This is a genomic window from Pseudomonas helleri (assembly GCF_001043025.1).
Taxonomy (GTDB): Bacteria; Pseudomonadota; Gammaproteobacteria; order Pseudomonadales; family Pseudomonadaceae; genus Aquipseudomonas; species Aquipseudomonas helleri.
Map to the genome: position 1 here is coordinate 285,934 of NZ_JYLD01000002.1, position 25,147 is coordinate 311,080.

At 58.7% G+C, this 25,147-nt stretch carries 24 protein-coding genes, 4 tRNA genes and 1 pseudogene; 14 read left to right on the forward strand and 15 right to left on the reverse strand.

The window, feature by feature from the left end; genetic code table 11:
• Positions 1–57 precede the first annotated feature (57 nt).
• Together cra and TU84_RS03960 are read left to right on the forward strand one after the other, a co-directional pair.
• Positions 58–1,047 (forward strand): catabolite repressor/activator, encoded by a 990-nt coding sequence (gene cra, locus TU84_RS03955; RefSeq protein WP_048367306.1) that lies wholly within the window; start codon positions 58–60, stop codon positions 1,045–1,047.
• A gap of 9 nt (positions 1,048–1,056) precedes the next feature.
• A complete protein-coding gene (locus TU84_RS03960; protein WP_048367308.1) occupies positions 1,057–1,842 on the forward strand; it encodes a TatD family hydrolase in 786 nt (261 codons plus the stop codon).
• Between the two features lie 83 nt (positions 1,843–1,925).
• On the opposite strand, the gene ampE is transcribed toward TU84_RS03960, so the two are convergent.
• From ampE to TU84_RS03975, 4 genes and pseudogenes are all read right to left on the reverse strand, one after another.
• Positions 1,926–2,762, reverse strand: a complete 837-nt coding sequence (ampE, locus tag TU84_RS03965; RefSeq protein ID WP_048367311.1) for a regulatory signaling modulator protein AmpE — start codon at positions 2,760–2,762, stop codon at positions 1,926–1,928.
• A complete protein-coding gene (gene ampD, locus TU84_RS03970) occupies positions 2,759–3,322 on the reverse strand; it encodes a 1,6-anhydro-N-acetylmuramyl-L-alanine amidase AmpD (RefSeq protein WP_048367313.1) in 564 nt (187 codons plus the stop codon). The genes ampE and ampD overlap by 4 nt, the downstream gene beginning before the upstream one ends.
• An 81-nt stretch (positions 3,323–3,403) precedes the next feature.
• A complete protein-coding gene (locus tag TU84_RS26815) occupies positions 3,404–3,748 on the reverse strand; it encodes a DUF1631 family protein (RefSeq protein WP_457852318.1) in 345 nt (114 codons plus the stop codon).
• A pseudogene (locus TU84_RS03975) lies at positions 3,746–4,894 on the reverse strand (DUF1631 family protein); the annotation flags it as partial. The pseudogene TU84_RS03975 and the gene TU84_RS26815, both read right to left, overlap by 3 nt.
• Before the next feature lie 349 nt (positions 4,895–5,243).
• Here TU84_RS03975 and nadC point away from each other — a divergent pair.
• Complete coding sequence (gene nadC, locus TU84_RS03980; RefSeq protein WP_048367315.1) at positions 5,244–6,092, forward strand: carboxylating nicotinate-nucleotide diphosphorylase; 849 nt, start codon at positions 5,244–5,246, stop codon at positions 6,090–6,092.
• 83 nt (positions 6,093–6,175) lie between these two features.
• Here the strand turns inward: nadC and TU84_RS03985 are convergent, their stop codons facing one another.
• The 3 genes from TU84_RS03985 to TU84_RS03995 form a co-directional block, all read right to left on the reverse strand.
• Entirely contained in the window at positions 6,176–6,673 is a 498-nt protein-coding gene (locus TU84_RS03985; RefSeq protein WP_048367316.1) for a methylated-DNA--[protein]-cysteine S-methyltransferase, read from the reverse strand.
• Positions 6,670–8,166: a DNA-3-methyladenine glycosylase 2 gene (locus TU84_RS03990; RefSeq protein ID WP_048367319.1), complete on the reverse strand. Its 1,497-nt coding sequence runs from the start codon at positions 8,164–8,166 to the stop codon at positions 6,670–6,672. Before TU84_RS03990 ends, TU84_RS03985 begins: the two co-directional genes overlap by 4 nt.
• Positions 8,167–8,248: 82 nt before the next feature.
• Positions 8,249–8,659: a pilin gene (locus TU84_RS03995; protein ID WP_241486374.1), complete on the reverse strand. Its 411-nt coding sequence runs from the start codon at positions 8,657–8,659 to the stop codon at positions 8,249–8,251.
• A gap of 219 nt (positions 8,660–8,878) precedes the next feature.
• Between TU84_RS03995 and TU84_RS04000 the strand changes: the two genes are divergently transcribed.
• From TU84_RS04000 to TU84_RS04025, 6 genes are all read left to right on the forward strand, one after another.
• Positions 8,879–10,096, forward strand: a complete 1,218-nt coding sequence (locus tag TU84_RS04000) for a type II secretion system F family protein (RefSeq protein WP_048367323.1) — start codon at positions 8,879–8,881, stop codon at positions 10,094–10,096.
• Positions 10,093–10,959 (forward strand): prepilin peptidase, encoded by an 867-nt coding sequence (locus TU84_RS04005; protein WP_048367325.1) that lies wholly within the window; start codon positions 10,093–10,095, stop codon positions 10,957–10,959. The genes TU84_RS04000 and TU84_RS04005 overlap by 4 nt, the downstream gene beginning before the upstream one ends.
• A 1-nt stretch (position 10,960) precedes the next feature.
• Positions 10,961–11,584, forward strand: a complete 624-nt coding sequence (gene coaE / locus TU84_RS04010; RefSeq protein ID WP_048367327.1) for a dephospho-CoA kinase — start codon at positions 10,961–10,963, stop codon at positions 11,582–11,584.
• Positions 11,581–11,787 (forward strand): DNA gyrase inhibitor YacG, encoded by a 207-nt coding sequence (gene yacG, locus TU84_RS04015; protein WP_048367331.1) that lies wholly within the window; start codon positions 11,581–11,583, stop codon positions 11,785–11,787. The genes coaE and yacG overlap by 4 nt, the downstream gene beginning before the upstream one ends.
• 80 nt (positions 11,788–11,867) lie before the next feature.
• Positions 11,868–12,497 carry a DUF1780 domain-containing protein gene (locus TU84_RS04020; RefSeq protein WP_048367338.1) on the forward strand — a complete coding sequence of 210 codons (630 nt, stop codon included), beginning with the start codon at positions 11,868–11,870 and terminating at the stop codon, positions 12,495–12,497.
• Positions 12,498–12,780: 283 nt separating this feature from the next.
• Positions 12,781–14,082: an NAD(P)/FAD-dependent oxidoreductase gene (locus TU84_RS04025; RefSeq protein WP_048367341.1), complete on the forward strand. Its 1,302-nt coding sequence runs from the start codon at positions 12,781–12,783 to the stop codon at positions 14,080–14,082.
• 58 nt (positions 14,083–14,140) lie between these two features.
• Here TU84_RS04025 and TU84_RS04030 read toward each other — a convergent pair whose 3' ends face one another.
• A complete protein-coding gene (locus TU84_RS04030) occupies positions 14,141–15,538 on the reverse strand; it encodes a glutamate decarboxylase (RefSeq protein ID WP_048367344.1) in 1,398 nt (465 codons plus the stop codon).
• A gap of 173 nt (positions 15,539–15,711) precedes the next feature.
• Between TU84_RS04030 and glsA the strand changes: the two genes are divergently transcribed.
• From glsA to TU84_RS26005, 3 genes are read left to right on the forward strand one after another with little or no spacing between them, the layout of a single operon-like run.
• Positions 15,712–16,656 carry a glutaminase A gene (gene glsA / locus TU84_RS04035; RefSeq protein WP_048367346.1) on the forward strand — a complete coding sequence of 315 codons (945 nt, stop codon included), beginning with the start codon at positions 15,712–15,714 and terminating at the stop codon, positions 16,654–16,656.
• Between the two features lie 24 nt (positions 16,657–16,680).
• Positions 16,681–18,210, forward strand: coding sequence for an amino acid permease (locus tag TU84_RS04040; RefSeq protein WP_048367347.1), 1,530 nt, complete (start codon positions 16,681–16,683; stop codon positions 18,208–18,210).
• Between the two features lie 29 nt (positions 18,211–18,239).
• Positions 18,240–18,407 (forward strand): hypothetical protein, encoded by a 168-nt coding sequence (locus TU84_RS26005; RefSeq protein ID WP_157403786.1) that lies wholly within the window; start codon positions 18,240–18,242, stop codon positions 18,405–18,407.
• A gap of 31 nt (positions 18,408–18,438) precedes the next feature.
• Here TU84_RS26005 and TU84_RS04045 read toward each other — a convergent pair.
• The 7 genes from TU84_RS04045 to rluD form a co-directional block, all read right to left on the reverse strand.
• A tRNA-Pro gene (locus tag TU84_RS04045) sits at positions 18,439–18,515 on the reverse strand.
• Between the two features lie 93 nt (positions 18,516–18,608).
• Positions 18,609–18,684: transfer RNA gene (locus tag TU84_RS04050), tRNA-Lys, on the reverse strand.
• Between the two features lie 5 nt (positions 18,685–18,689).
• Positions 18,690–18,766: transfer RNA gene (locus TU84_RS04055), tRNA-Pro, on the reverse strand.
• Positions 18,767–18,775: 9 nt separating this feature from the next.
• A tRNA-Asn gene (locus tag TU84_RS04060) sits at positions 18,776–18,851 on the reverse strand.
• Positions 18,852–19,158: 307 nt separating this feature from the next.
• Positions 19,159–21,726, reverse strand: coding sequence for an ATP-dependent chaperone ClpB (clpB, locus tag TU84_RS04065; protein ID WP_048367348.1), 2,568 nt, complete (start codon positions 21,724–21,726; stop codon positions 19,159–19,161).
• A 120-nt stretch (positions 21,727–21,846) separates the two neighbouring features.
• Positions 21,847–22,581, reverse strand: coding sequence for a peptidoglycan editing factor PgeF (gene pgeF / locus TU84_RS04070; protein ID WP_048367349.1), 735 nt, complete (start codon positions 22,579–22,581; stop codon positions 21,847–21,849).
• Entirely contained in the window at positions 22,578–23,540 is a 963-nt protein-coding gene (gene rluD, locus TU84_RS04075; protein ID WP_048367800.1) for a 23S rRNA pseudouridine(1911/1915/1917) synthase RluD, read from the reverse strand. The genes pgeF and rluD overlap by 4 nt, the downstream gene beginning before the upstream one ends.
• A 148-nt stretch (positions 23,541–23,688) precedes the next feature.
• Here rluD and TU84_RS04080 point away from each other — a divergent pair, with 148 nt between their 5' ends.
• Complete coding sequence (locus tag TU84_RS04080; RefSeq protein WP_048367350.1) at positions 23,689–24,702, forward strand: outer membrane protein assembly factor BamD; 1,014 nt, start codon at positions 23,689–23,691, stop codon at positions 24,700–24,702.
• 118 nt (positions 24,703–24,820) lie between these two features.
• Positions 24,821–25,051: a PP0621 family protein gene (locus tag TU84_RS04085; protein ID WP_048367351.1), complete on the forward strand. Its 231-nt coding sequence runs from the start codon at positions 24,821–24,823 to the stop codon at positions 25,049–25,051.
• Positions 25,052–25,147: the final 96 nt, after the last annotated feature.

The following is a 25,147-nucleotide window of genomic DNA, read 5'->3' on the forward strand; positions in this document are numbered from 1 at the left end:
TCGGTTAGGATTGACCACAATGTCGACACGTACTACAAAAAATAAGGAATTTTCGGCGTGAAGCTCAGTGATATTGCACACCTGGCAGGGGTTTCGGTGACTACCGCCAGCTATGTCATCAATGGCAAGGCCGAGCAGCAGCGCATCAGCAGCAGCACGGTCGAGCGCGTACGCGCAGTCGTCGAGGCGCATGGGTTTACCCCCAACCCGCAAGCCGCAGGCCTGCGCAGCCGACACACGCGCACACTGGGTTTTATTCTTCCGGACCTCGAAAACCCGAGTTATGCACGTATCGCCAAGCAACTGGAGCAAGGTGCCCGTGCGCGCGGCTATCAACTGCTGATCGCCAGCTCCGACGACGCCCCCGACAGCGAGCGGCAGTTGCTCAAGCTGTTTCGTGCCCGCCGTTGCGACGCCTTGTTTGTGGCCAGTTGCCTGCCACCTGAAGATGACAGCTACCGTCAACTGCAAGACCTCGGCATGCCGATCATTGCGATTGACCGGACCCTGGACCCGGCGCGCTTCTGCTCCGTGATCAGCGATGACTGCGAAGCCAGCCTGCAACTGACCCGTAGCCTGCTCAACCCCCTGCCGCAGCAAATCGCCCTGATCGGCGCACGCCCCGAACTGAGCATCAGCCAGGCGCGGGCGGCGGGCTTCAAACAGGCACTGGAAGGCTTTGAAGGTGAAATCCTGATCGAACACGGCGCAGCCTTCAGCCGCGACTGTGGCCGGCGCATCATCGATGAGCTGCTGGAGCGTTTGGGGCATTTTCCTGAAGCGCTGGTTACAACCTCCTACGTGCTGCTGCAAGGCATGTTCGATGCGTTGCTGGAGCACCCTGATCACACGCCGCCTCTGCGCCTGGCCACGTTTGGTGATACACAGTTGCTGGACTTCCTGCCGCTGCCGGTCAATGCCATGGGCCAACAGCACCCGCTGATCGCTGAGAAAGCCCTGGAACTGGCCTTGGCGGCCATTGAAGATCGGCGCTACGAGCCTGGCATCCGGGCCATTGCGCGCACCTTTAAACAGCGCATTCAGTAGGTTGGCTGCATGCACCTGATCGACACCCACACCCACCTCGATTTCCCGGACTTTGACCCCGACCGCGCGTGTTTACTGGCGCGCAGCCGGGCGCTGGGGGTCAGGCAAATGGTCGTGTTGGGGGTGTATCAGGACAATTGGCAGCGCCTGTGGGACGGGGTCCAAACCGACCCTCAGCTCTACGCCGCCTTTGGCTTGCATCCGGTGTACCTGGAACAGCACCGGCCCGAGCATGTTCGCGAGCTTGGGCAATGGCTGGAGCGTCTGGCCGGGCACCCGCAGTTGTGCGCGGTCGGTGAGATCGGTCTCGACTACTTTTTGCCGGAGCTGGATCGCGACGCACAGCAGGCGTTATTTGAAGCGCAGTTATCGTTGGCGGCAGGCGCCTCACTCCCGGCCTTGCTGCACGTGCGCCGCAGCCATGCGCCAGTGATTGCGACCTTGAAGCGTTTTAGGCTTAAGCGCGGCGGGATCATTCATGCGTTTGCAGGCAGCCGGGAAGAAGCCCGCGAATACATCAAGCTGGGGTTCAAGTTGGGCTTGGGTGGCGCCGCGACCTGGCCGCAGGCATTGCGCCTGCGCAAAGTCATCGCCGACTTGCCGCTGGAATCCATCGTGCTGGAAACCGACTCGCCGGACATGGCGCCGTTCATGTACCCCAACCAACGCAACAGCCCGGAGCACTTGCCGGCTATTTGCGAGGCGCTGGCGGGAGTCATGGGGATCAGTGCCGAGGTGTTGGCCGAGGCCAGCACGGCGAATGCGTGTGAGGTGTTTGGCTGGGAAGCTAACTAAAACTCTGTAGGAGCGAGCTTGCCTCGCGATCTTTTAAACCAGCAAAAGATCGCGAGGCAAGCTCGCTCCTACAGGCAGTTGGCTTAGAGCAACAACGTCCACACCGCAAAGCCGGTGTACCACAGCACCGCCGCCCGCAGTAGCAAGGCCCACAACGTATCGAGGCTGGCGACGCCTTCCGGGCCGACTTGCGGTGCCGGGATTTCAGCCGCGGCACAACCGGCTTTGTTGATCAGTTGTTCTGCGCTGATGTCCCAGCTCAGCAGTTCGTGCAACATCACCCGGGTGACCGCGGCAAAGTTGCCCACCAACGCAAAACTCGCCGCCAGCAAACGTACCGGCAACCAGTCAAAGGCATGCCGCAGTTGCCGGGCACGCTCAACCAGCTCAGGGTTTTTACTGTGCTCGGCCGCCAGCGCCAGCAAGCGATAGCTCAAGGCCGCCACCGGGCCCAGCAGGAAGTACCAAAAAATCACCGCAAAAAAGCTCTGATACGCCTGCCACAGCAAATGGCTCTGCACTTTCTCAAGCAACTGCTCGCCGCTGTCTGCACGCACGCCAATGTCGCGCTCGGCCACATGTGCACTGGCTTGCAGATCTCCGCGTCGCCAGGCATCGCGAACCGGCCCCAGCCCCGCGAGCAGGTCACCCCGGCCCAAGCTGTAAATGAGCACCAACAGGTGCACCGGCAGCACCAGCAAGCCATACGCCACCGGCTCCAGCACCCACAACAGCAGACCCAGGACCAGCACCGGGAACAGAATCAGAATGGCCAGCACCCACAACGGCCTGTTCACCAGTTTGGGGCTGGACTCCAGTTTGTGCAGTTCGCGCAACCAGCCGCTATCACACTGCAAACGCTGGCGCAGCGCCGAGAACTTCTCGACCAGAATCGCCAGCAGTAACACCACAAAACTCATTGCTTATCTCCTGTGTGGCGCAACGCGTCACGAAAGCGCATCCATTCAAAAGCCGGGCCCGGGTCCGTTTTGCGCCCCGGTGCGATGTCACTGTGACCGCATATGCGCTGCGCCGTGATCGCCGGGTAGGCGGCTTGCAATTGCCGGGTCAAGGCTAGCAGTGACTCGTACTGCGCGTCGGTGAATGGCAGGTCATCGGTGCCTTCCAGCTCGACGCCCAAAGAAAAATCATTGCAGCCCTCACGCCCGTCGAAACATGAAATACCCGCGTGCCAGGCGCGATCAAGACACGAGACAAACTGAGTGATTTTGCCGTCACGTTCAATCAGAAAATGCGCACTGACCGTGAGCTTCTGGATGCCTTCAAAGTAGGGATGTTCAGTGAAGTCGAGTTGATTCTGGAAAAACTCCTGCACTTTCCCCGTACCGAACTGACCCGGCGGCAAGCTGATGTTGTGGATAACCAGCAGGGAGATCTCGCCCTCAGGGCGCGCATTGAAGTTGGGTGACGGGCAATGGCGCACGCATTTGCACCAACCGCTTGCGGGGTCCAGCTGCATACAGGCTCCTCAACGACGCTAACGAAAGGCCCAGTATGCCGCGATGAACGCGGCGATGGGGAGCAATCTGCCTGCTGTGGATCAATGAGCGCTGTATTGCCCCAGGCTGCCAATCATCGATGCCAGGGCGCGGTCGAACAACGGGCGGTCATCCAGTAACGAAATCGTCCCGCTGCGCAGTTGGCCGATCAAGTCGCTGCGGCTCTTTTCCACCACTTTCACACCACTGCGATTGACAAAAATGTGCCGACCTTCGGGCTCCATAATCGCAATCAGTTTGCAGCGCTGGCGGCAGGTCGAGTTGGTTTGCAGCTCGATCCAGGTGCCAATACGTAACTGGCTGACCAGCAGCAAGCCCAGGTGATCCTGCTCATCCAGCGCCGACGGCAGGCCAGCCTCCAACGGGCGCAACCGGCGTGCCTGCAACTGCTCGTGGGCACGGGTACGATGCTCAAGCTGCTCGACCAGCCCGCGTTCGGCGTGAGTAAAGCGCAAAAAGTCATGCAACAACTCTTCCAGCAACTCGGGCGTGTCAACGCAGGGGCAACGCGCCAGTTGCTTCAACAGCTGTTCGATTTCGCGGTACAGCGGCTCGTTGCGCACGCCAACGCTGTCATCCCAGCCAACCGCCGCATCGGCCATCACGTTCAACAGGCTACGGGCCGGATGGCTGTCGCTGCTGAAGAAGTGCGGATCGAGCTGTGCGATCTTGAGCATGGGCTCTTGCAACTGGCCCATGAGCTTTTTCAACGGCGGCGCGAGGTTGCGGTCCCTGCTTATATAGTCAAACAGCTTGCCGACCAACTGGTTCACGTCTTCGCCCGCCACAACCGACTCGTGCTGGTGCCCGGCCTTGCTTGAGCTGCAGCAGGCGATCCCGGTCGAGATCTCGGGCAGCACGCCCGTGGCCACCAGCAATTGGTTGGCATCGGCGTACAGGCGTGAGGTCTGGCTGAGCAGGTACTTTTCGAAGAGCTGCAACATGATCAGTTTGACCTTGAGATCAACGCCCTGGTCGCGTTCAGCCTGCAAGAAGTACTCGCAGAGCATCGCTGGCCCCAACGGGTTGGTGTGCTCATTGAGCGTCACCCAGCTCAAGGTGTTGAGGCGCGTGGTCAAGTGGCACAGATCGAACTGATCCCGGGCCAGCACTTGAGTAACCATCGCATTGATCGCTTGATCACGCTCGCTATCGACAATGACCAATGAAAAGGCGCTCTGTGTCGGCACAGGGTCATGCAAGGCGCTTTCGCTGGTCTCTGGCTGGGTCAATTTGAGGAAGGCGAAAAACAGTCGTTCAAGAAAGCCGCGCTCGATGTTTTTACGCTTGAGCCGCACGTCGCGCATGGCTTCAAAATACAGGCTTTGCTCGGCGTCACTGCGGGCCTTGTCGGCCATTGCAAACAGGGTTTCGTCGGCATTGTCGAACAGCACTTGCAGCTCGTATCTCAGTTGCTGCGCGGCCTTGTCATGCACCTGCAACAGGATCACAGGCAGGCGGGTAAGCGGCGAATGCATCGCCAACTCCGTAGAGGTCCTGTAGCCAGGCCCCACTTTCCCGTCATTTTGCATCCTGCCCTCCAGTAATGGTTTCTACGCTGCCCCGTGAACTGCACGTGACTCATGGGTCACGCCTGACGCTCACAGACAGTTACCGGCAAGTGTTTGCACACTCGCCGGCAGGTCGAAATCAGAACATCACTTAGTGCGTCAAAGCTATGACGCCAAATAGAAGGCGGATTATCGGTAAAAGAACTCGCTTGTACCAGTCACACTCGGCATTTCAATGAGCGAGCGGGCAAATTAATCCTGAAACTGCCAAAAGCCGCACAGTTAGGCATGTTATTCCTGCGCTGCATGCGCCTTGGGTTCCGCAGCGGCATAGTCATATAATCGACGCACTTTGTTTGTGGAGCGCGTTATGCCGAATTTACATCTGGCCGACCTCACTGCCGAAATCGAAGCCAACGTGCGTCGTGCGTTAGCCGAAGACCTGGGCAGCGGCGACATCACTGCACGACTGATACCCGCCGAACGTCTGGCCAAAGCGACGATCATTACCCGCGAAGCAGCCGTGATCAGTGGCACCGCCTGGGTCGACACTGTGTTTCGCCAGCTTGACCCGCGCGTGGCCGTGCACTGGCAAGTGGTCGACGGCGAGCGCGTGAGCCCCAACCAAGTGTTGTTTCATCTCGAAGGCCCTGCCCGCTCGTTGCTCAGCGGTGAACGCAGCGCCCTGAACTTTCTGCAAATGTTGTCGGGCGTTGCGACCCACGCGCAGTCATTGGCCGATAAAGTCGCTGACACTCAAGTCAAGCTGCTCGACACCCGCAAAACCTTGCCGGGCCTGCGTCTGGCGCAAAAGTATGCAGTGACCTGTGGCGGCTGCCATAACCACCGCATTGGCTTGTACGACGCCTTCCTGATCAAGGAAAACCACATTGCGGCCTGTGGCGGCATTGCCGAAGCCATCAATGCCGCGCACAAAATCGCGCCTGGCAAGCCGGTGGAAATCGAAGTCGAAAGCTTGAGCGAACTCAAGGAAGCGCTGGCGGCGGGCGCCGACATCATCATGCTTGACGAACTGAGCCTGGACGACATGCGCGAAGCCGTGCGCATCAACGCGGGCCAGGCCAAGCTTGAAGCCAGCGGCGGGATCAACGACGCCACCTTGCGCCCGATTGCCGAAACCGGCGTGGACTACATCTCGATCGGCGCCATGACCAAAGATGTCAAAGCGGTGGACCTGTCGATGCGTTTGAGCATCTAACCACCCTCTCCTGTAGGAGCAAGCTTGTCTCGCGATCTTTTAAACATTCAAAAGATCGCGAGGCAAGCTCGCTCCTACAGTCATTACGCCAGCGAAAAACCCTGGCTGCGTTCTTCATGCTCAAGCAGCCATTGCTTGGCCGCCAACCCGCCGCCAAAGCCAGTCAGGGTGCCGTTGCTGCCGATCACCCGATGGCACGGGATGATGATCGGAATCGGGTTACGCCCATTGGCAGCACCCACCGCCCGTGAGGCTTTGGGTCGCTGGATCTGCCGGGAAATCTCCCCGTAGCTGGTGGTCTTGGCGTACGCAATGCTCGTCAAGGCTTGCCACACCGACTGCTGAAACGCCGTCCCCTGCGGTTTGAGGGGCAGGTCGAAGATCAACCGCTCACCCGCGAAATATTCGTCCAGTTGGCGGCGCACTTCGGCCAGTTTGTGCGGCGCGTGTTCCCAGCCGTCCAGCGGCGTGTGCGGGCGGCGGTCCAGTTCAAAGCGGACTTCGCGAAGGCCGTCATCGTCCGCCACCAAAAACAGCGGGCCAATCGGTGAAGGCATTTGGTCGTAATACACCTGGGTCATGTTGGCTCCTTGCGCGCCGCAGCCGAATCGGTGGCTGCACGCCATAAATACATCACTGAGTAGGCACGCCATGGGCGCCAGCTTTCGGCCAGGGTTTGCAACGCTTTGGTGCTCACCGGCTCGCCCAGCGGGTTGGCCTCACGGCGCAGGATCAAGTCCGCGGCCGGGAACGCATCGGGGTGTTTAAGCACGCGCATGGCGATGTAGTGCGCGGTCCATTCGCCAATGCCCGGTAGCTGCACCCAGCGGTTGATAAAGTGCTGCAACGGTTGTTCGAGGGCAAAATCGACTCGCCCGTCAAGCAAGGCGCGGGCAATGCCTTGAATGGTATTGATACGGGCCTGGGTAATGCCCATTTGGCCCATGTCGGCGTCCGCCAATTGCTCGGGGCCGGGGAACAGCCGGTTCAAATCAGCCCCTGCAACCGGCTCAATCGCAATGCCGTAGCGCTGCACGATGCGACTGGCGAGTGTGCGCGCCGCATCCACGCTGACCTGCTGCCCCAACACAGCGCGTACCGCCACCTCAAAACCGTCCCAACCACCCGGCAAACGCAAGCCGGGGTAGCGCTCAATGACCGGCGCCAGCAGCGGGCTGGCACTCAAGGTTCGGGCGATAGCCAGCGGGTCGGCATCGAGATCAAACATGCGGCGAATCCGCGTGACCACGCTGAGCATCTGGCTCGGCGGCACATTCAGTAGCTCCAGTTGCAACGCATGCTGTTCGCCGGGCCAGGCGCTGACCCGCAGCCAGCCAGGCGCCGCCGGATCGCCCACTACTCGCTGATAACTCTGTGCATCCACCTGCTCGATGCCCGGCAAAGCCCGGGTCTGCAAAAAGCCCAGCAACGCTTGAAAATCGTACGGCGGGCGAAAGCCCAGGCGCAGCACCAAGGCCTTGTCAGCACGGGGTTTAGGGCTGCGCCTGAACGCCCTTGGCTCGGCATGGTTGGCTTCGGCAAACGCCGAATTGAAACGGCGCAGGCTGCGAAAACCCGATGCCATGGCCACTTCGGTAATGGACAGGTCGGTCTCGGTCAGCAGTTGCTTGGCGAACAGCAACCGCTGGGTGGCATGCACCGCCATCGGCGGCGCGCCCAAATGCTGGACGAACAAACGGCGCAATTGCCGGGCGCCAATGTGCATGCGCTCGGCCAGCGTCTCCAGCGAGTGGTCGGCCAGATAGCCTTCATTAATGAGCTTGAGTGCCCGCGCCACCAAATGCTCGCCGTGCAGCCACAACTGGTTACCCGGCGCCAGCTCCGGCCGACAGCGCAAGCACGGGCGAAAACCTTGGGCCTGGGCAGCGGCAGCGCTGGGGTAATACACCACATTCTCGGCCTTGGGCGGCCGCGCCGGGCACACCGGGCGGCAATAGATGCGCGTGCTGAGAACCGCAGTAAAAAATACCCCGTCAAACCGCGCATCGCGGCTTAAACGGGCAATTTCACAGACGGCGGTGCTGGGTGCGGGAAGGCTGTCTTGTGTGTTCATGAACCGCAGAATAGCACCGGGTTTTTAGCGGTTCTCGCCATTTTCGGACGTCAATGTCCGGGCTGCCCCACAGAATTACCCGCTACTTGCACGCTCCCTTCTCCAGGCATGTACCGCTTTGGCTCCACACCAGTGTGCCACCCGAGCTGCTCAGCGATGGGGTCATGACGCTGGTCCAGCCACCCGCTGCTTCGGTGCCGGTCATGGTGATCACGCCGTCAATCACGGTCATGCCAGCTGCCAGGTTGTCCGTCGGATCGGCCGGGCCTGGAATGCCATGGCTGCCCGCGTCGCAAACGCTCAAGTCATTGCTCTCGCTGTAGCACAGGGCAACTGCCGTCTTGTACGTATTGCTGATGGCGTTCAGTTCAGCGAAGCGGGCCTTCATGGTGTGCTCGTGGTAAGCCGGTAACGCGAACGAGGCGATCAAGCCGATGATCGCAACCACGATCATCATTTCGATCAGGGTGATGCCGAGTTGTTGTTGTTTCACAAAAAATCTCCAAACGTGGGACGCGGCCCAGCGGCCAAACGCCATAACCGTGCCAGCCTGCAAAAAAGTGCGCACAGGCTATCAAGGTTAGCGGGCGGATGCTCCCTCACTGCATGGCAGACACCTTTGGACACGCTCCAGTGAGTTGCTCAGCGCCCGGCGCATCTAGCCTTCAGACTCACAGCCCAACAGGGCGAGCCACTCTTCAAGGATCAACGCATGGCAACACAGCCAGTTAAAACCGGGGTGTACCGCTGGGAAGGCACCGACCTCAAGGGCACCCCTGTGAGCGGCGAAACCAGCGCCCAAAGCCTGGCCATGATCCGCGTTCAGCTACGCCGCCAAGGTATTACCGCAGGTAAAATCCGCCGTCACAACGACCGCGAGCCGCGCAGGGGCAAATCGATCACCGCACTGGAAATCTCATTGTTTACCCGCCAACTGGCCACGCTGATCAAAGCGGGCATCCCGCTGCTGCAAGCCCTTGAGGTCATCGCCAAAGGCTTCGAGCACATGACCATGCGCCAATTGGTCGGCGAGCTGAAGCAGGACATCAGCGCGGGCATCAACCTGGCCACGGCGCTGCGCAAAAAACCGGCGCATTTCGATGCGCTGTTTTGCAATCTTGTCGACGCAGGCGAGCAGGCCGGTGCTCTGGATGTCGTGCTGCAACGGGTGGCGGCCTACAAAGAAAAAACCGAAGCCCTGAAAAAGAAGATCAAAAAGGCCATGACCTACCCCATCGCCGTGGTGCTGGTGGCACTGGTGGTCAGTGCCATTTTGTTGATAAAGGTGGTACCGCAGTTTCAAGGCGTGTTCAGTTCTTTTGATGCCCAATTGCCCGCCTTCACCCTGGCGGTGATCGCTGTGTCCGAGATGCTGACGCAACACGGCGCTTGGCTGTTTGGCGGTGGCTGCCTGATTTTTTTCGCGCTTGGCCATCGCTATAAACGCTCTGAGGCCCTGCGCCAGCGGGTTGATCGATGGCTGCTGAAACTGCCGGTTATCGGCAGCTTGCTGCGGTTGTCAGCCATCGCCCGCTTTGCCCGCACCTTGGCCACCACCCTGGCGGCCGGTGTTCCGCTGCTCGAGGCGTTGCGCGCCGTCGCTGGTGCAACGGGCAACCACGTGTACAAAGAGGCGGTGCTCAGGCTCCAGCAGCACGTGGCAACCGGTAGCCAAATTCATGTGGCCATGGGCGCGACGGGCGTGTTTCCGGGCATGGCGATTCAGATGACAGCAATTGGCGAAGAATCCGGCACATTGGATGACATGCTTAATCACGTCGCCACCTATTATGAGAGCGAGGTCGACAGTGTGGTCGACAACCTGACAACGTTGATGGAACCGCTGATCATGACGGTTCTCGGCGTTTTGGTGGGCGGGCTGGTGATCGCCATGTATTTACCGATTTTCAAACTGGGCCATGTCATTTGAGCACGATCGATGTTTTCACCCTGTCTCCCGGCGCCTTTATCGCCTGCGCCCTGGTGCTTGGCCTGCTGGTGGGCAGCTTTATCAATGTGCTGGCGTGGCGATTGCCCAAAATGCTTGAGCAGGACTGGCAGACGCAGGCCCGCGAACTGCTTGGCCTGCCCGCCCCGGCCAAAGGCCCTGTGTATAACTTGATGCTGCCGCGCTCGCATTGCCCGCACTGCCAGCACCCTTTGCGCGCCTTGGAGAACATTCCGCTGCTGAGTTACCTGGTGCTGCGCGGCAAATGCTCGCAGTGCAAAACCGCCATCAGCCTGCGTTACCCACTCACCGAGCTGACCTGCGCGGTCTTGTCGGGCGTGGTCGCATGGCACTTCGGAGTAAGCCCGCAGGCTGGTTGGATGCTGCTATTGACCTGGGGCCTGCTGGGTATTTGCCTGATCGATCTCAAGCATCAAATTGTCCCGGACGTGCTGGTGTTGCCCCTGATGTGGCTGGGTTTGCTACTTAACACCTTCGAGACCTTTACCGGCCTGACCCAAGCCGTTTGGGGCGCAGCGCTGGGGTATCTGAGCCTGTGGTCGATTTTTTGGCTGTTCAAGCTGCTCACCGGCAAGGACGGCATGGGCTATGGCGACTTCAAGTTGCTGGCGCTGTTCGGGGCTTGGGGCGGCATGGCGATTGTGCCGTTGACGATTGTGCTGTCATCGCTGCTGGGCGCGATGGTGGGGCTGACGCTGCTGGCTTTGCGCCGGGCGCAGGCCTCAACGCCCATCCCGTTTGCACCGTATCTGGCAATTGCCGGCTGGATTGCATTGCTCTGGGGTGGTCAAATGGCCGACTTCTATTGGCAGATTTCGGTTTGAAATGAATACCCCCTCTTCCAAACCCTGGATTCTCGGCCTCACCGGCGGCATCGGCAGCGGCAAAAGTGCCGCCGCCGAGCACTTTGCCTCGTTGGGCGTGCACGTAGTCGACGCCGATCATGCGGCGCGCTGGGTGGTCGAACCCGGACGCCCGGCACTGGCGCAAATCGCCAAGCACTTTGGCGATGACGTGCTGCAGGCCGACGGACAGCTCAATCGCAGCGCGCTGCGTAGCCTGATTTTCAGCGACCCGCAGGAGCGCCAGTGGCTCGAAGCCCTGCTGCACCCGCTGGTGCGTGAAGAGATCGCGCAAAACCTGGCCCAGGCTCAATCGCCCTACGCCATTTTGGTGTCGCCACTGTTGATTGAGGCCGGGCAACACAAGACCACCCAACGCGTACTGGTGATCGACACCCCGCAAGCCCTGCAAATTCAGCGCACGTTGTTGCGCGACAACACCAGTGAAGAGCAAGTGCAGGCTATCCTCAAGGCCCAAGCCAGCCGCGAAGAGCGCCTGCGCCATGCTGATGACGTGTTGGTCAACGACACTGACCTCAACGCGCTCAAGTCCGAAGTTGAGCGCTTGCATCACTTTTATTTAACTCTGCATGGAGGCCAACCATGACCAAACCCCCAATGACCGTAGACTGCCCGACGTGTGGCGTCGCAGTGCAATGGACAACCACCAATGCCTTCCGGCCGTTCTGTTCGGACCGTTGCAAACTCATCGACCTGGGCGCCTGGGCCAGCGAAGAACACAAGATCCCGGTAGCCCCGGACGCTGAAGACGAGTTGTTTTCAGAAGACTTGCCAACACGTCTGCATTAATCGTGAAGCCTGTGGGGGTGCAATTGAACGTTCCACCCCCACACTTTCAGTTACACCTGTTTCAAGGCTAAGCTGCGTGCATGGACGACTCTGATTACTTGCGCCTGCTTACGAGTCAGGCCGAACAAGCCAATGCCTTTTTATCCAATGCCCGCAAATGGGAGCGTGAGCGTTGGGTATGCCAACGGCTGCTTCAGGGCTTGAATATTGCCTACCACACCGAGGACTTCACTCAAGCCAGCCAGGAACCGCCCGACGTATTGTTTGGTGAGGCGCGTTTTGAGGTGTTCTTTGTGCTCGATGAAGGCCGTCGTCTCAACGATGAATGGCGCGAAGAACTCCAGCGCCGTCGCAGCGCTTACTCCTTGAGCCAACTGGTGCGCCGCGAAGCGCGGCCCAAGCGGATCCCGGCCAGCAAGCTGTTGCAACGTCTGGGCCCCACGCTGCACAAAAAAGCCAAGAACTACCAAGAGCGCGACATCGACTTGGGCCAATTGGATATCGTCGCTTTTTCCAGCCTCAAACGTGAGGTGCTGGACCTGAACAGTCATTTCCCGCCGCCCACCGAGTATTTGCGCCAGGGCTGGCGCTCGCTTTCACTGGTGGGACCGACCTTTGCCCGAGTATTGTTCGCCCAACCGGATGCGCCAGATTTTCTGCGCAACAATCTGGGCCGCAGCATTATTTTCGATGTCGGGATCAGTTTGTGAGCCCAAAGCGGTTAATTGAAAACACCCTCGTTCGTCTACACGACAAACTGAGAGTCGAGCCGTTGAGCTGCAACCGTTATGCTGGCTTTGATCCTGATGGCGCTAATGCTGTAGCTTTGTCACACCCTGCAACGTCTATCTGACGGGGCACTCTTTATGCCTGGTCCCATAACCCAGATGACCCGTTGCACACCGAATTCCAGGTTGTCCCGCGCTTTGAGCTGCTTTGCGCTCGCCCGGATAACCCGCGCACCGATTTTTTTAAGCCTTGTGAGTGATACCTATGACCCATCGTATTGTTATCGTCGGCGGCGGCGCTGGCGGTCTGGAGTTGGCGACCCGCCTGGGCAAGAGCCTGGGCAAGCGCGGCAAAGCCAGCGTCACGCTGGTGGACGCCAACCTGACCCATATCTGGAAACCGCTGCTGCATGAAGTCGCTGCTGGCTCGCTGAACTCATCAGAAGACGAACTCAACTATGTGGCCCAAGCCAAATGGAATCACTTCGAATTCCAGCTGGGGCGCATGAGCGGGTTGGACCGTGAGCTGAAAAAGATCTCATTGTCGGCGACCCTCGACGAAAACGGGCAAGAACTGGTGCCTGCGCGCGAGTTGAGCTACGACACGCTGGTGATTGCCGTGGGCAGTACCACCAACGATTTCGGCACCAAGGGCGCGGCTGAACATTGCTTGTTTCTGGATACCCGCAAGCAGGCCGAGCGCTTCCATCAGCAATTGCTCAACCACTATCTGCGCGCCCATGCCGGACAAACAGATGCGGTCGAAACCATCAGCGTGGCCATTGTCGGTGCCGGTGCGACCGGGGTCGAACTGGCCGCCGAACTGCATAACGCGGCGCACGAACTGGCGGCATACGGCCTGGACCGCATCAAACCTGAAAACATGCACATCACCCTGATCGAAGCCGGGCCACGGGTGTTGCCTGCATTGCCTGAGCGCATTGGCGGACCTGTGCATAAAACCCTGGAAAAACTTGGGGTTAAAGTGCTGACCAACTCGGCCGTCAGCGAAGTGACCGCAGACAGTCTGGTGACCGCCGATGGGCAAGTGATTCCCGCGAGCCTGAAAGTCTGGGCAGCCGGTATTCGTGCGCCGGGCTTTCTCAAGGATTTGGCGGGGCTTGAGACCAACCGCATCAACCAATTGGTGGTGCTGCCGACCCTGCAAACCACTCGCGACGAGAACATTTTCGCCTTTGGTGATTGCGCGGCCTGCCCGCAACCGGGCAGCGACAAGATGGTGCCACCGCGCGCGCAAGCGGCTCACCAACAGGCTTCATTGCTGGCCAAATCGTTGAAGCTGCGCCTGGAAGGTAAAACGCAATTGCCGGACTACCACTACCGCGATTACGGCTCGTTGATCTCGCTGTCGAGTTTTTCGGCAGTGGGTAACTTGATGGGCAGCCTGATGGGCACGGTGATGCTGGAGGGCTGGTTGGCGCGGATGTTCTACATTTCGCTGTACCGCATGCACCAGATGGCGCTGTATGGCACGTTCCGTACGTTGATGCTGATGCTGGGCAGCAGAATCGGACGCGGCACCGAACCGCGCCTGAAACTGCATTAACCGCAGCCGCTGTCCAAGCACGAGGCGCGGCCTCATGCCTGGACAGCGACCACAGGTTTCAACGCCCTGCGTGGTTCCCTGCTTCCGCCTCACGGCCTTTAAAGCCGTGGGGTTTGTGGTCTTCAAAAAACTTCACGTTGCGCGCAAAGTCTTCCAGCAGCAGCTTGGCCATGTCGATCGACAGGCCTTGTCTGACCAGAATCCGCTGCACCACGACGTCTTCAACATTCGCCGGTAGGCTGTACGCGGGCACCAGCCAGCCACGAATACGCAACCGGTCAGCCAGGTCATACAGGGTGTAATTGGTGTCGGCGCCCGGCTTCAAACGCCAGGTCAGTGCCGGGATCCCGAGCTTGGGGTCGCCACTGAAGAGCATTTCAAACGGCCCGATCTTGACCAGTTCACGTGCCAGGTACTGCGCCGTGGCATAGCATTCCGAGTGAATACGCTCGTAGCCCTCACGCCCCAGACGCAAGAAGTTGTAGTACTGGGAAATAATCTGCCCGGCCGGGCGCGAGAAGTTCAGGGCGAAAGTCGGCATGTCGCCGCCCAGGTAGTTCACGTGGAAGATCAACCCTTCTGGCAGGTCCTGCGCATCGCGCCAGACCACCCAGCCCGCCCCCAATGGCGCCAGGCCGAATTTGTGGCCGGAGGTGCTGATGGATTTGACCCGGGCAACACGGAAATCCCACAGCACTTCAGGCGCACAGAACGGGGCCAAGAATGCACCGCTGGCGCCGTCGACGTGAATATCCACGCTCAGGCCGGTGCGTTTTTCCAGCTCATCGAGGGCATCTGACAGCGGCTGGACCGTCTCGTACAAGCCGGTAAAGGTTTGGCCAAACGTCGGCACCACTACGATGGTGTTCTCATCGACCCGGCCGTCGAGGTCTTCCGGGGTCATGAACCAGTGGCCTTCGGACATCGGCACTTCGCGGATTTCTACGTCCCAATAACGGGCGAACTTATGCCAGCACACCTGCACCGGCCCGCAGACCATGTTCGGGGTGGCAGTCGATTTGCCAGCGGCTTTACGTGCAGCACGCCAGCGCCACAGCGCAGCCAGACCGCCGAGCATGCAAGCTTCGCTGGAACCCACGGTGGAGGTGCCCAAGGTGCTCGCCGCATCAGGGGAATGCCATAAGTCGGCCAGCATATGGATGCAACGGCTCTCAAGCTCCGCCGATTGCGGGTACTCGTCTTTGTCGATCATGTTTTTGTCGATCGACAAGTCCATCAGCCGGTGCACTTCATCTTCTGCCCAGGTTTGGCAGAAAGTGGCGAGGTTCTGTCGGGAGTTACCGTCCAGATACAACTCGTCGTGGACCAACTGGAAAACCTCGCTTGCGACCTGCTCCGACTCCGGGAAGCGCTTGATCGCGGCGGCATGATCCAGAGTCGATGAACCAAAAATAGGGTCAGTCGCAGAGTGACGCTTGACGCGGTGCAGTGCCATGAAAACTCTCCTTGAGTAATAAGCAACACAACTGAACCTACCGCTTGCCACCGGCTCAGCATCGACCCATGCAGCTTAGCCAAGCATTTGAAGTTTGCTGTTCGATTTACGATCAACGCTTTTTTTCCGATCTATAGTCTTCGTTCCTGTACTGAACTCACGGAGCGAGCGTAATGAAGCGAAAAGTCACGACTGCCGACGCCACCGTTACACAGGCCCTGGAGGAAGCCTTGAAACGCTTCGCCAGCAATCACCACGGTAAAAACGCCAGTTACATTCCCTATCTGGCGTCTGTCCCTTCGCAGTTGTTCGGCATCAGCATCATGTTCTGCGACGGCACCCACGCCGAGGTCGGAGACACCGATTACGAGTTCGCCATCGAGTCGATTTCCAAAGTCTTCACCCTCGCCCATGTGCTCGACGAATACAGCCCGCAAACGTTGCGCAGCAAGATTGGCTGTGACCCGACCGGCGAGCCTTTCAACTCGGTGGTCGCCCTGGAATTGCACAAAGGCCGACCGCTCAACCCGTTTGTAAACGCCGGCGCCATGGCCACCGTCAGCTTGATCAAGGCCGAAAACCCGCAAGTGCGCTGGGAGAAAATCCAGGCCACTTACAACGCCTTTGCCGGGCGCGAATTAAGCGTCAACGAAGAGGTGTACAAGTCCGAAGCTGCCAGCAATCAGCACAATCGCGGCATTGCCTGGTTGCTGCAAAGTTATGGCTACATGTACGCAGACCCGATGGAAGTTTGCGCCGTGTATACCCGCCAATGTTCGGTGTCGATCACCTGCCAGGACCTGGTCACGATGGGCGTGACCCTGGCCAACGGCGGGGTCAATCCGCTCACCGGAAAACGCGTGGTAGAGGCCAAAAACGTAGCGCCGATACTGTCCGAAATGACCTTGAATGGCCTTTATGACACCACCGGTGACTGGTACTACAAAGTCGGTTTACCCGGCAAAAGCGGTGTTGGCGGCGGGATTCTGGCCGTTGTACCCGGGGTGTGCGCCATCGCCGCCTTTGCCCCGCCACTGGATGTAGCAGGCAACAGCGTTCGCGGCCAATTGGCCGCTGAATATCTCAGCCGCACGCTCAATCTGAGCTTGCTGCACTGATCAGGAAGATTAAGGGAGGCGCAAATGGCTACGACCAGCAAAGCAAAAACTTACATGTCATGGCTCACCATCTGTTTCATGATGGTGGCCGCTGTTGCCAGTATCCGTTCACTACCGACCATGGCCGTTTATGGCCTGGGCTCTATTTTTCTATATGTGATTCCAGCCCTATTGTTCTTCATCCCCGTGTCACTGGTGGCCTCTGAACTGGGCACCGGCTGGAATGGCGGGATTTACGGCTGGGTGAGGCAGGCGTACGGCGACCGTCCGGGCTTTTTTATCATGTGGTTCATGTGGGTACAGGTGGTGGTGTGGTACCCCATCGTGCTCGGATTTGCGGCCAGTACCATGGCCTACTTGATCAACCCGGACCTGGCCAAAAGCGGGGTGTTCACGGCGGCGGTGATCATCGTGTTGTATTGGTTATCAACGTTTGTCGCGCTTAACGGCCTGGGTGCGCTGTCCAAGCTGACGTCCTGGTTCATGTTGCTGGGCACGGCCCTGCCTGCTGCCGTGCTGGTATTGCTGGGCGTGGCCTGGCTGGTACTGGGGCACAAGTCTGCGGCGCCATTAACCCTGGACGCGCTGATCCCGGCCATTTTCGACACTTCCACCACGGTTAAGGCAGGCCCGCACAACCTGCACTCGGACTTGTGGCGCGAATTCACCGGGGTGATTACCGGCCTGGTGTTGATTGTGAGTAACTTTTTGGCGTTTGCCGGTATCGAAATGAACGCCATCCACGCCCGCGAATTGCGCAATCCGCAAAAAGAAATGCCGCGTGCGATTCTTTTGGCGTTCTTTATGATCCTGCTGGTGTTCATCCCGCCGACCGTGGCGATTTCGCTGGTGGTACCGGCTGACTCAACCAGCCTCACAGCCGGTGTGATTCAGGCCTATGCCGCCTTCTTTGCAGGTTTCGACATGCCGTGGGCAACGCCGATCATGGCAATTTTGCTGATTATCGGGGCGTTGGGCGGGGTATTGGCCTGGACGGCGGGGCCTTCGACGGGTCTGTTGTTTGTGGGCAAGGCCGGGATGCTCCCGCCTGTGCTGCAAGAAGTGAATAAAAAAGGCGTGCAGAAAAATATTTTGTACCTGCAGGCCGTGATCGTCACGTTGCTCTCAACGATTTACATCTTTATCGACAACGTGTCCGATGCGTTCTGGATGATCAGTGCGATGGCGGCGCTGATGTACCTGATTATTTATGTGTTTATGTTCCTCTCCGCCATGAAGCTGCGTAAAACACAGCCCAACGTTAAACGCGGCTATGTCCTTAAAGGACTGCATGGCTGGTGCTACCTGGGGCTGTTCTCGACGTGCGTGGCGTTGGTGTTCGGTTTTATTCCGCCGAATAACTTCAGCAGCATGCCGTTTTTCGAGTACGCAGGGGTCTTGTTGATCGGGTTGGTGATTGCTGGCGTGCCGCCGTTCATCTTCTATGCGGTGCGCAAACCGTCATGGCAGATGGTGCCAAAAGCCGAAGCCGATCAATATTCAGCGGCATTGCAAGATCTGCAGGACGCCGACGCCAAGGCTGCGAAGGCTTGATGGGCCTGTAGTCGCTGCCGAAGGCTGCGATGGACCGCATCGCGGTCCTGCTTAAAACCGAAGGCCCTTCGGGCCTTATCGCAGCCTGCGGCAGCGACTACAAGGTCGCGGGGAACCGGGTTTTCTACAGGCATAAAAAAAGCGTCCCGAAGGACGCTTTTTTTATGGCCTCTGATGCGATTGGCATCAGTGCCTGATTTTTCACACCCATTACTGCCGGGCAGAAAATGGTCGGGGTAAGGGGATTCGAACTCCTGACATCCTGCTCCCAAAGCAGGCGCGCTACCGGACTGCGCTATACCCCGGTAAAAAAAAGGCACCTTCAAGAGGCGCCTTCTGCGATCAGCGCTTTTGGCCTCTGATCTTAAGATCTAGCTCCAGCGAACTGGAGCCAAAAATGGTGGGTCGTGTGGGATTCGAACCTACGACCAATTGGTTAAAAGCCAACTGCTCTACCAACTGAGCTAACGACCCAAAAATGGTCGGGGTAAGGGGATTCGAACTCCTGACATCCTGCTCCCAAAGCAGGCGCGCTACCGGACTGCGCTATACCCCGGCTTGAAACTGGCTCCACGACCTGGACTCGAACCAGGGACCCAATGATTAACAGTCATTTGCTCTACCAACTGAGCTATCGCGGAACTATTTGTTTCAACTTACAACGTTACTGCTTTACATCTTTGCAGCTCTCTTTGACTTCATCGCATCGCTGCGTTGGCGTCTCTGAGGCGGGCCATTTTACAACCTTTCAAACCCTTGTCAACCCTTTTTTTTCCTTAGAAGACAATGATTTAGGTCTTCTAATGGGCTTCTTGGTTTGGGCCAAGTTGCCGTTGCGGGTGACTTACTGCGGGGCGCATCTTACAAGCGTTTTCCTTACAGATCAACACCCTAAGTAAAAAAAGGCCTCACTGAGTGAGGCCTTCCTTAAAACACGGGTCTTGAGCCTTATGCGAAGACGATTTCGTCGTCTTTCACACTGGCCACTACCGTGGTGCCTGGCAAGAACTGACCCGAAAGAATCAGTTGTGCCAGAGGGTTTTCGATCCAGCGTTGAATCGCACGTTTGAGTGGCCGTGCGCCATACACCGGGTCGTAACCCACAGCGATCAACTTGTCCAACGCATCCTGGTTCAGTTCCAGCGTCAGGTCACGCTCAGCCAGACGGCTGCGCAGACGACCCAGCTGGATCTCGGCAATGCCTGCGATCTGATCACGTGCCAGAGGCTCGAAGATCACCACTTCGTCGATCCGGTTCACAAACTCCGGACGGAAGTGCGTACTCACCGCATCCATCACCGCAGCGCGTTGTGCTTCACGATCACCGACCAGTTCCTGGATCTGTGCAGAGCCCAGGTTGGAGGTCATCACGATCACCGTGTTGCGGAAATCCACCGTACGGCCATGGCTGTCAGTCAGGCGACCGTCTTCAAGCACTTGCAGCAGCACGTTGAACACATCCGGGTGCGCCTTCTCGACTTCGTCCAGCAGCACCACCGAGTAAGGCTTGCGCCGTACTGCTTCGGTCAGGTAACCGCCTTCTTCGTAACCCACATACCCTGGTGGCGCACCGATCAGTCGAGCCACGGAATGTTTCTCCATGAACTCGGACATGTCGATCCGTACCATTGCCTCTTCAGTATCAAAGAGGAACTCGGCCAGCGCCTTGCACAACTCGGTTTTACCGACACCGGTTGGGCCCAGGAACATGAACGAGCCGCTTGGACGGTTCGGGTCACTCAAGCCAGCCCGCGAACGACGTACCGCGTTCGCCACGGCCACCACGGCCTCGTCCTGACCAATCACGCGCTCATGCAACAGGTTTTCCATGTTCATGAGTTTTTCGCGTTCGCCTTCGAGCATTTTCGACACGGGGATACCGGTCCACTTCGAGACGACTTCAGCGATTTCTTCTTCGGTCACTTTGCTGCGCAACAACTGGTTCTCAGTCTGGTTGCTGTGCTCGTCGACCATCTGCAGGCTGCGCTCCAGGTCGGGAATGACCCCGTACTGCAACTCGGCCATGCGGTTAAGGTTGCCACCGCGGCGTGCCACTTCCAGCTCTTGGCGAGCCTGCTCGATTTTCTGCTGGATCTGGGCAGAACCCTGCACTTCGGCTTTTTCCGAGGTCCAGATTTCTTCCAGGTCAGAATACTCACGCTCATGGCGCTCGATTTCTTCCTGCAGTTTCTCGAGACGTTTTTTCGCCGCCTCATCTTCTTCTTTCTTCAGCGCCTGGGCTTCAACCTTCAGTTGAATCAAGCGGCGCTCAAGACGGTCCAGCACTTCAGGCTTGGAGTCGATCTCCATGCGGATGCGGCTGGCCGCTTCGTCCATCAGGTCGATTGCCTTGTCAGGCAACTGCCGGTCAGTGATGTAGCGATGGCTGAGTTTGACCGCCGCAATGATCGCACCGTCGGTGATCGCCACCTTGTGGTGCACTTCATAGCGCTCTTTCAGCCCCCGCAGAATCGCGATGGTGTCTTCTTCACTTGGCTCATCGACCAATACTTTCTGGAAGCGACGCTCAAGCGCTGCGTCCTTCTCTATATATTGGCGGTACTCGTTGAGCGTGGTCGCACCGACGCAATGCAGCTCGCCCCGGGCCAACGCTGGCTTGAGCATGTTGCCCGCATCCATGGCGCCCTCGCCTTTACCGGCACCGACCATGACGTGCAGTTCGTCGATAAACAGGATGACTTGCCCTTCCTGTTTAGACAGCTCGTTGAGCACTGCTTTCAGACGCTCTTCGAATTCGCCACGGAACTTGGCACCGGCAATCAGTGCGCCGATGTCCAGCGACAGCAGGCGCTTGCCTTTAAGACCATCCGGCACTTCGCCATTGATGATCCGCTGCGCCAAACCTTCAGCAATCGCGGTTTTACCCACGCCAGGCTCACCGATCAGTACCGGGTTGTTTTTGGTCCGGCGTTGCAAGACCTGAATGGTGCGACGAATCTCATCGTCACGGCCAATCACCGGGTCGAGCTTGCCGTCTTCGGCACGCTTGGTCAGGTCGATGGTGTATTTATCCAGCGCCTGACGCGACTCTTCAGCGTTTGGATCGTTGACCGCTTCGCCGCCACGCAGGTTGTTAATGGCGTTTTCCAGGGCTTTTTTGGTTACGCCCTGGCTCAACAACAATTTACCCAACTTGTTGTTGTCGTCCATCGCGGCCAGCACGACCAGCTCGCTGGTGATGTACTGATCGCCTTTTTGCTGCGCCAGACGATCTGCCTGATTCAACAGACGCGCCAAGTCCTGCGACATATTCACGTCGCCGGTTGGATTCTGAATTTTTGGCAGTTGGTCGAGCTCTTTGGTCAGCTCTTTGCGCAGGCTGTTTACATCAAAACCGACTTGCATCAGCAGCGGCTTGATCGAACCGCCCTGCTGTTCCAACAATGCTTGCATCAAGTGCACAGGCTCAATAGCCGGATGGTCATGACCAACGGCCAATGACTGGGCATCGGACAACGCCAATTGCAACTTGCTGGTTAATCTATCTATACGCATTCGTCACCTTCCTTATGAGCAGGCCGGAGGGATGGAAACTCCTGAATGAAGAAACCTGCCAGATACCTTAGTAGATGCGGGCGGTTTCGAGAGTTTCAAGCGTATAGAAAATGATGTACGTCAACTGGCAGGCGTTTCGATCCAGACCAGCGAGGCGAAACGACCGGTGCGAGGGCTGCGCCGGTAGGAGAAAAAACGCGGGTCGGTGACGGTGCAAAAACCGCCGCCATACACCGCCGTAATGCCGCAGCGGGCCAGACGCAGGCGCGCCAGCTCATAGATGTCGGCCATGTAGCGGCCTTCATTGACGCTCGGAACAAAAGCCGCAGCGGCGTCGGGCAGGTCTTTTATAAAGACATCACGCACTTCGCCGCCGACTTCAAAGGCCTTGGGGCCGATGGCCGGGCCGAGCCAGACCAGTATGTCTTGTGGCTCAACATTGAGGCTTTGCGCTGTCGCTTCAAGCACACCGGCCGCCAGCCCGCGCCAACCGGCATGGGCCGCAGCGACGCGCGTGCCCGCGCGATCACAGAACAAGGCAGGCAAACAGTCAGCCGTCATTACCGTACAGGCAATGCCGGGGGTGGCTGTCCAGCTGGCATCGGCCTCTGCGATCTGGCCGGGGGTGGCAGGCGCAACGACAACCCCGTGAACCTGGCTAAGCCAGGCGGGCTGTACGTCAAAAATATGGGTCAAGCGTTGGCGGTTATGGGTAACGGCGACGGGGTCGTCGCCCACATGGTCGCCCAGATTGAAGCTGTCGAACGGCGCCACACTGACGCCGCCCGCACGGGTGGTCACACAGGCCCTGACGCCTGCCGGCGCGGGCCAGTCAGGAATCAGGAAGGTGTTCATCCGATAAAAGCCTCACGGTCTTGCTTAAGCAGGGTCAGCAACCAGGTAAAGTCGTCCGGCAATGGCGATTCCCAGCTCATGCGTACACCGCTCGTCGGATGATCCAACTCGAGGAAACGCGCATGCAGGGCTTGGCGCGGGAAGTTTTTAAGCGATTCGACCATGTTCACATTCGCTGCCGGCGGGATACGGAAGCGACCGCCGTAGGCAGGGTCTCCGACCAACGGGAAGTTAATGTGTGCCATGTGGACGCGGATCTGGTGCGTGCGACCGGTTTCGAGCTTGACCCGAACATGGGTGTGGGAACGGAAACGCTCAAGCACACGGTAATGACTCACCGCCTGCTTGCCGCCTTCCATGACCGCCATGCGCTGGCGTTGCTGGCCGTGACGACCGATGGGCGCGTTGATCTTGCCCCCGGCGGTGACGACACCGATCACGATGCACTCATAAATACGGCTGACACTGCGGCTCTGCAACTGTGCAACCAGTTGTGTCTGCGCCTGGATGGTCTTGGCGACCACCATCAGACCGGTGGTGTCTTTGTCGAGGCGATGCACGATCCCCGCACGCGGCACATTCACAATGTCCGGCACGTGGTGCAGCAAGGCGTTGAGCAACGTACCGTCGGCGTGACCGGCAGCCGGGTGCACCACCAGGCCCGCAGGCTTGTTGATCACCAGAATGTCATCGTCTTCGTAAACGATATCCAGAGGGATGTCTTGGGCGACCCATTCACCCTGTGCTTCCTGCTCGGCAGTCAGCTCCAGGATGGCACCCCCGTGGACGATATCACGAGGGCGTATGACGGCTCCGTCCACTGTAAGGCGGCCGTCTTTGATCCAGGCGGAAAGGCGCGAGCGCGAGTGCTCAGCGAATAATTGTGCGGCGACTTGATCGAGGCGTTGGCCACCCAGTTCGGACGGCACCTCTTCGCGAAGTTGAATTTTCTCGGACATGCTCATCAGGACCGCGCCAAGCCTTTGGTTTCGGCTGCGCGCTTGTGGTTAAATACGGCGTCTTTTGCCCCGAGGCTTTTCACGGGGCGCTCATCATAACAGGACGGACCCGCCCAAGACAGCGGCCGTCATAGGGACGCAAGCCGCCATGCAAGTGAAACACCTGCTGCTGATCGCCATCCTCGCACTGACCGCCGCTTGCTCGTCGACAAAAGAAGTCGTTGACGAAAACTTGAGCGAAGTCGAGTTGTACCAGCAGGCGCAGGCCGACCTGGACAACAACAGCTATACCAGTGCCACCGCCAAGCTGAAGGCTTTAGAGTCGCGCTACCCGTTCGGCCGTTATGCCGACCAGGCACAGCTCGAACTGATCTACGCCTACTATAAAAACTCCGAACCGGAAGCGGCCAAGTCCGCCGCCGAGCGTTTTATTCGCCTGCATCCGCAGCATCCAAACGTCGACTATGCCTACTACCTCAAGGGCCTGACCTCGTTTGACCAGGACGTTGGCCTGCTGGCGCGCTTCCTGCCGCTGGACATGACCAAGCGTGACCCGGGCGCTGCACGCGACTCCTACAACGAGTTCGCCCAGCTCACCAGCCGTTTCCCGAACAGCCGTTATGCTCCTGACGCCAAGCAACGCATGATTTACCTGCGTAACCTGCTGGCGGCATACGAAATCCACGTGGCCGACTACTACCTGACCCGTCAGGCTTATGTCGCAGCTGCCAACCGTGGCCGCTATGTGGTTGAGAACTTCCAGGAAACCCCTTCGGTCGGTGACGGCCTGGCGGTGATGGTTGAGTCTTATCAGCGCATGCACCTCGACCAACTGGCTGCCACCAGCCTTGAAGTGCTCAAGGACAACTACCCGAACCACCCAAGCCTGGTGAACGGTGAGTTTGTGCCGCAGGTTTCCGAGTCTGACAACCGTTCGTGGCTGAGCAAGGCCACCTTGGGCCTGATCGAGTCGTCGACACCGCTGCCACCGGGTGAAACCCGCGCCAACCTCGACATCCAGAAGCAATACCAGGATGCCAAGGACGCCATTCCGTCGGAGCTCAAAGCCAAAGACGCTGATGGCAACATCATCGAAGACCCGGAAGACACCAGCAAAAGCCGCTCGTGGTTCAGCTACATGACCTTTGGTCTGTTCGACTGATTGTTCGGCAATTAAAAAAGAGCTCTTCGGGGCTCTTTTTTTGGTCTGTGATTTGCTGCTGTGCGCCCGCCAAGTCCTTGGCTAAACTGGCTGACCTTTTCTCGAATAGCGGATAACCATGCTTCGTTTACTGATCTGGGCTGCTCTGATTGCGGCTGGCGTGTGGTTCTGGCGCAAATACAAAGCCAGCCTCCAGGCGCCTAAAAAACCGGCCGACCCTGGCGCACAACCGATGGTGCGTTGCGCCCACTGCGGCGTGCACCTGCCACGCGATCGCGCCCTGAGCAAGCAGCAGCAATGGTTCTGCTCACAAGAGCACCTGCAGCAAGGCCCACAAGCCCCCCGCTAAAGCCAAAAGCTCGCTCCAACACTGGTCACGCCTTGTAGGAGCGAGCTTGCCTCGCGATCTTTTGATCTTGCTTTTACGACTGCTGCGCAGCCGAAC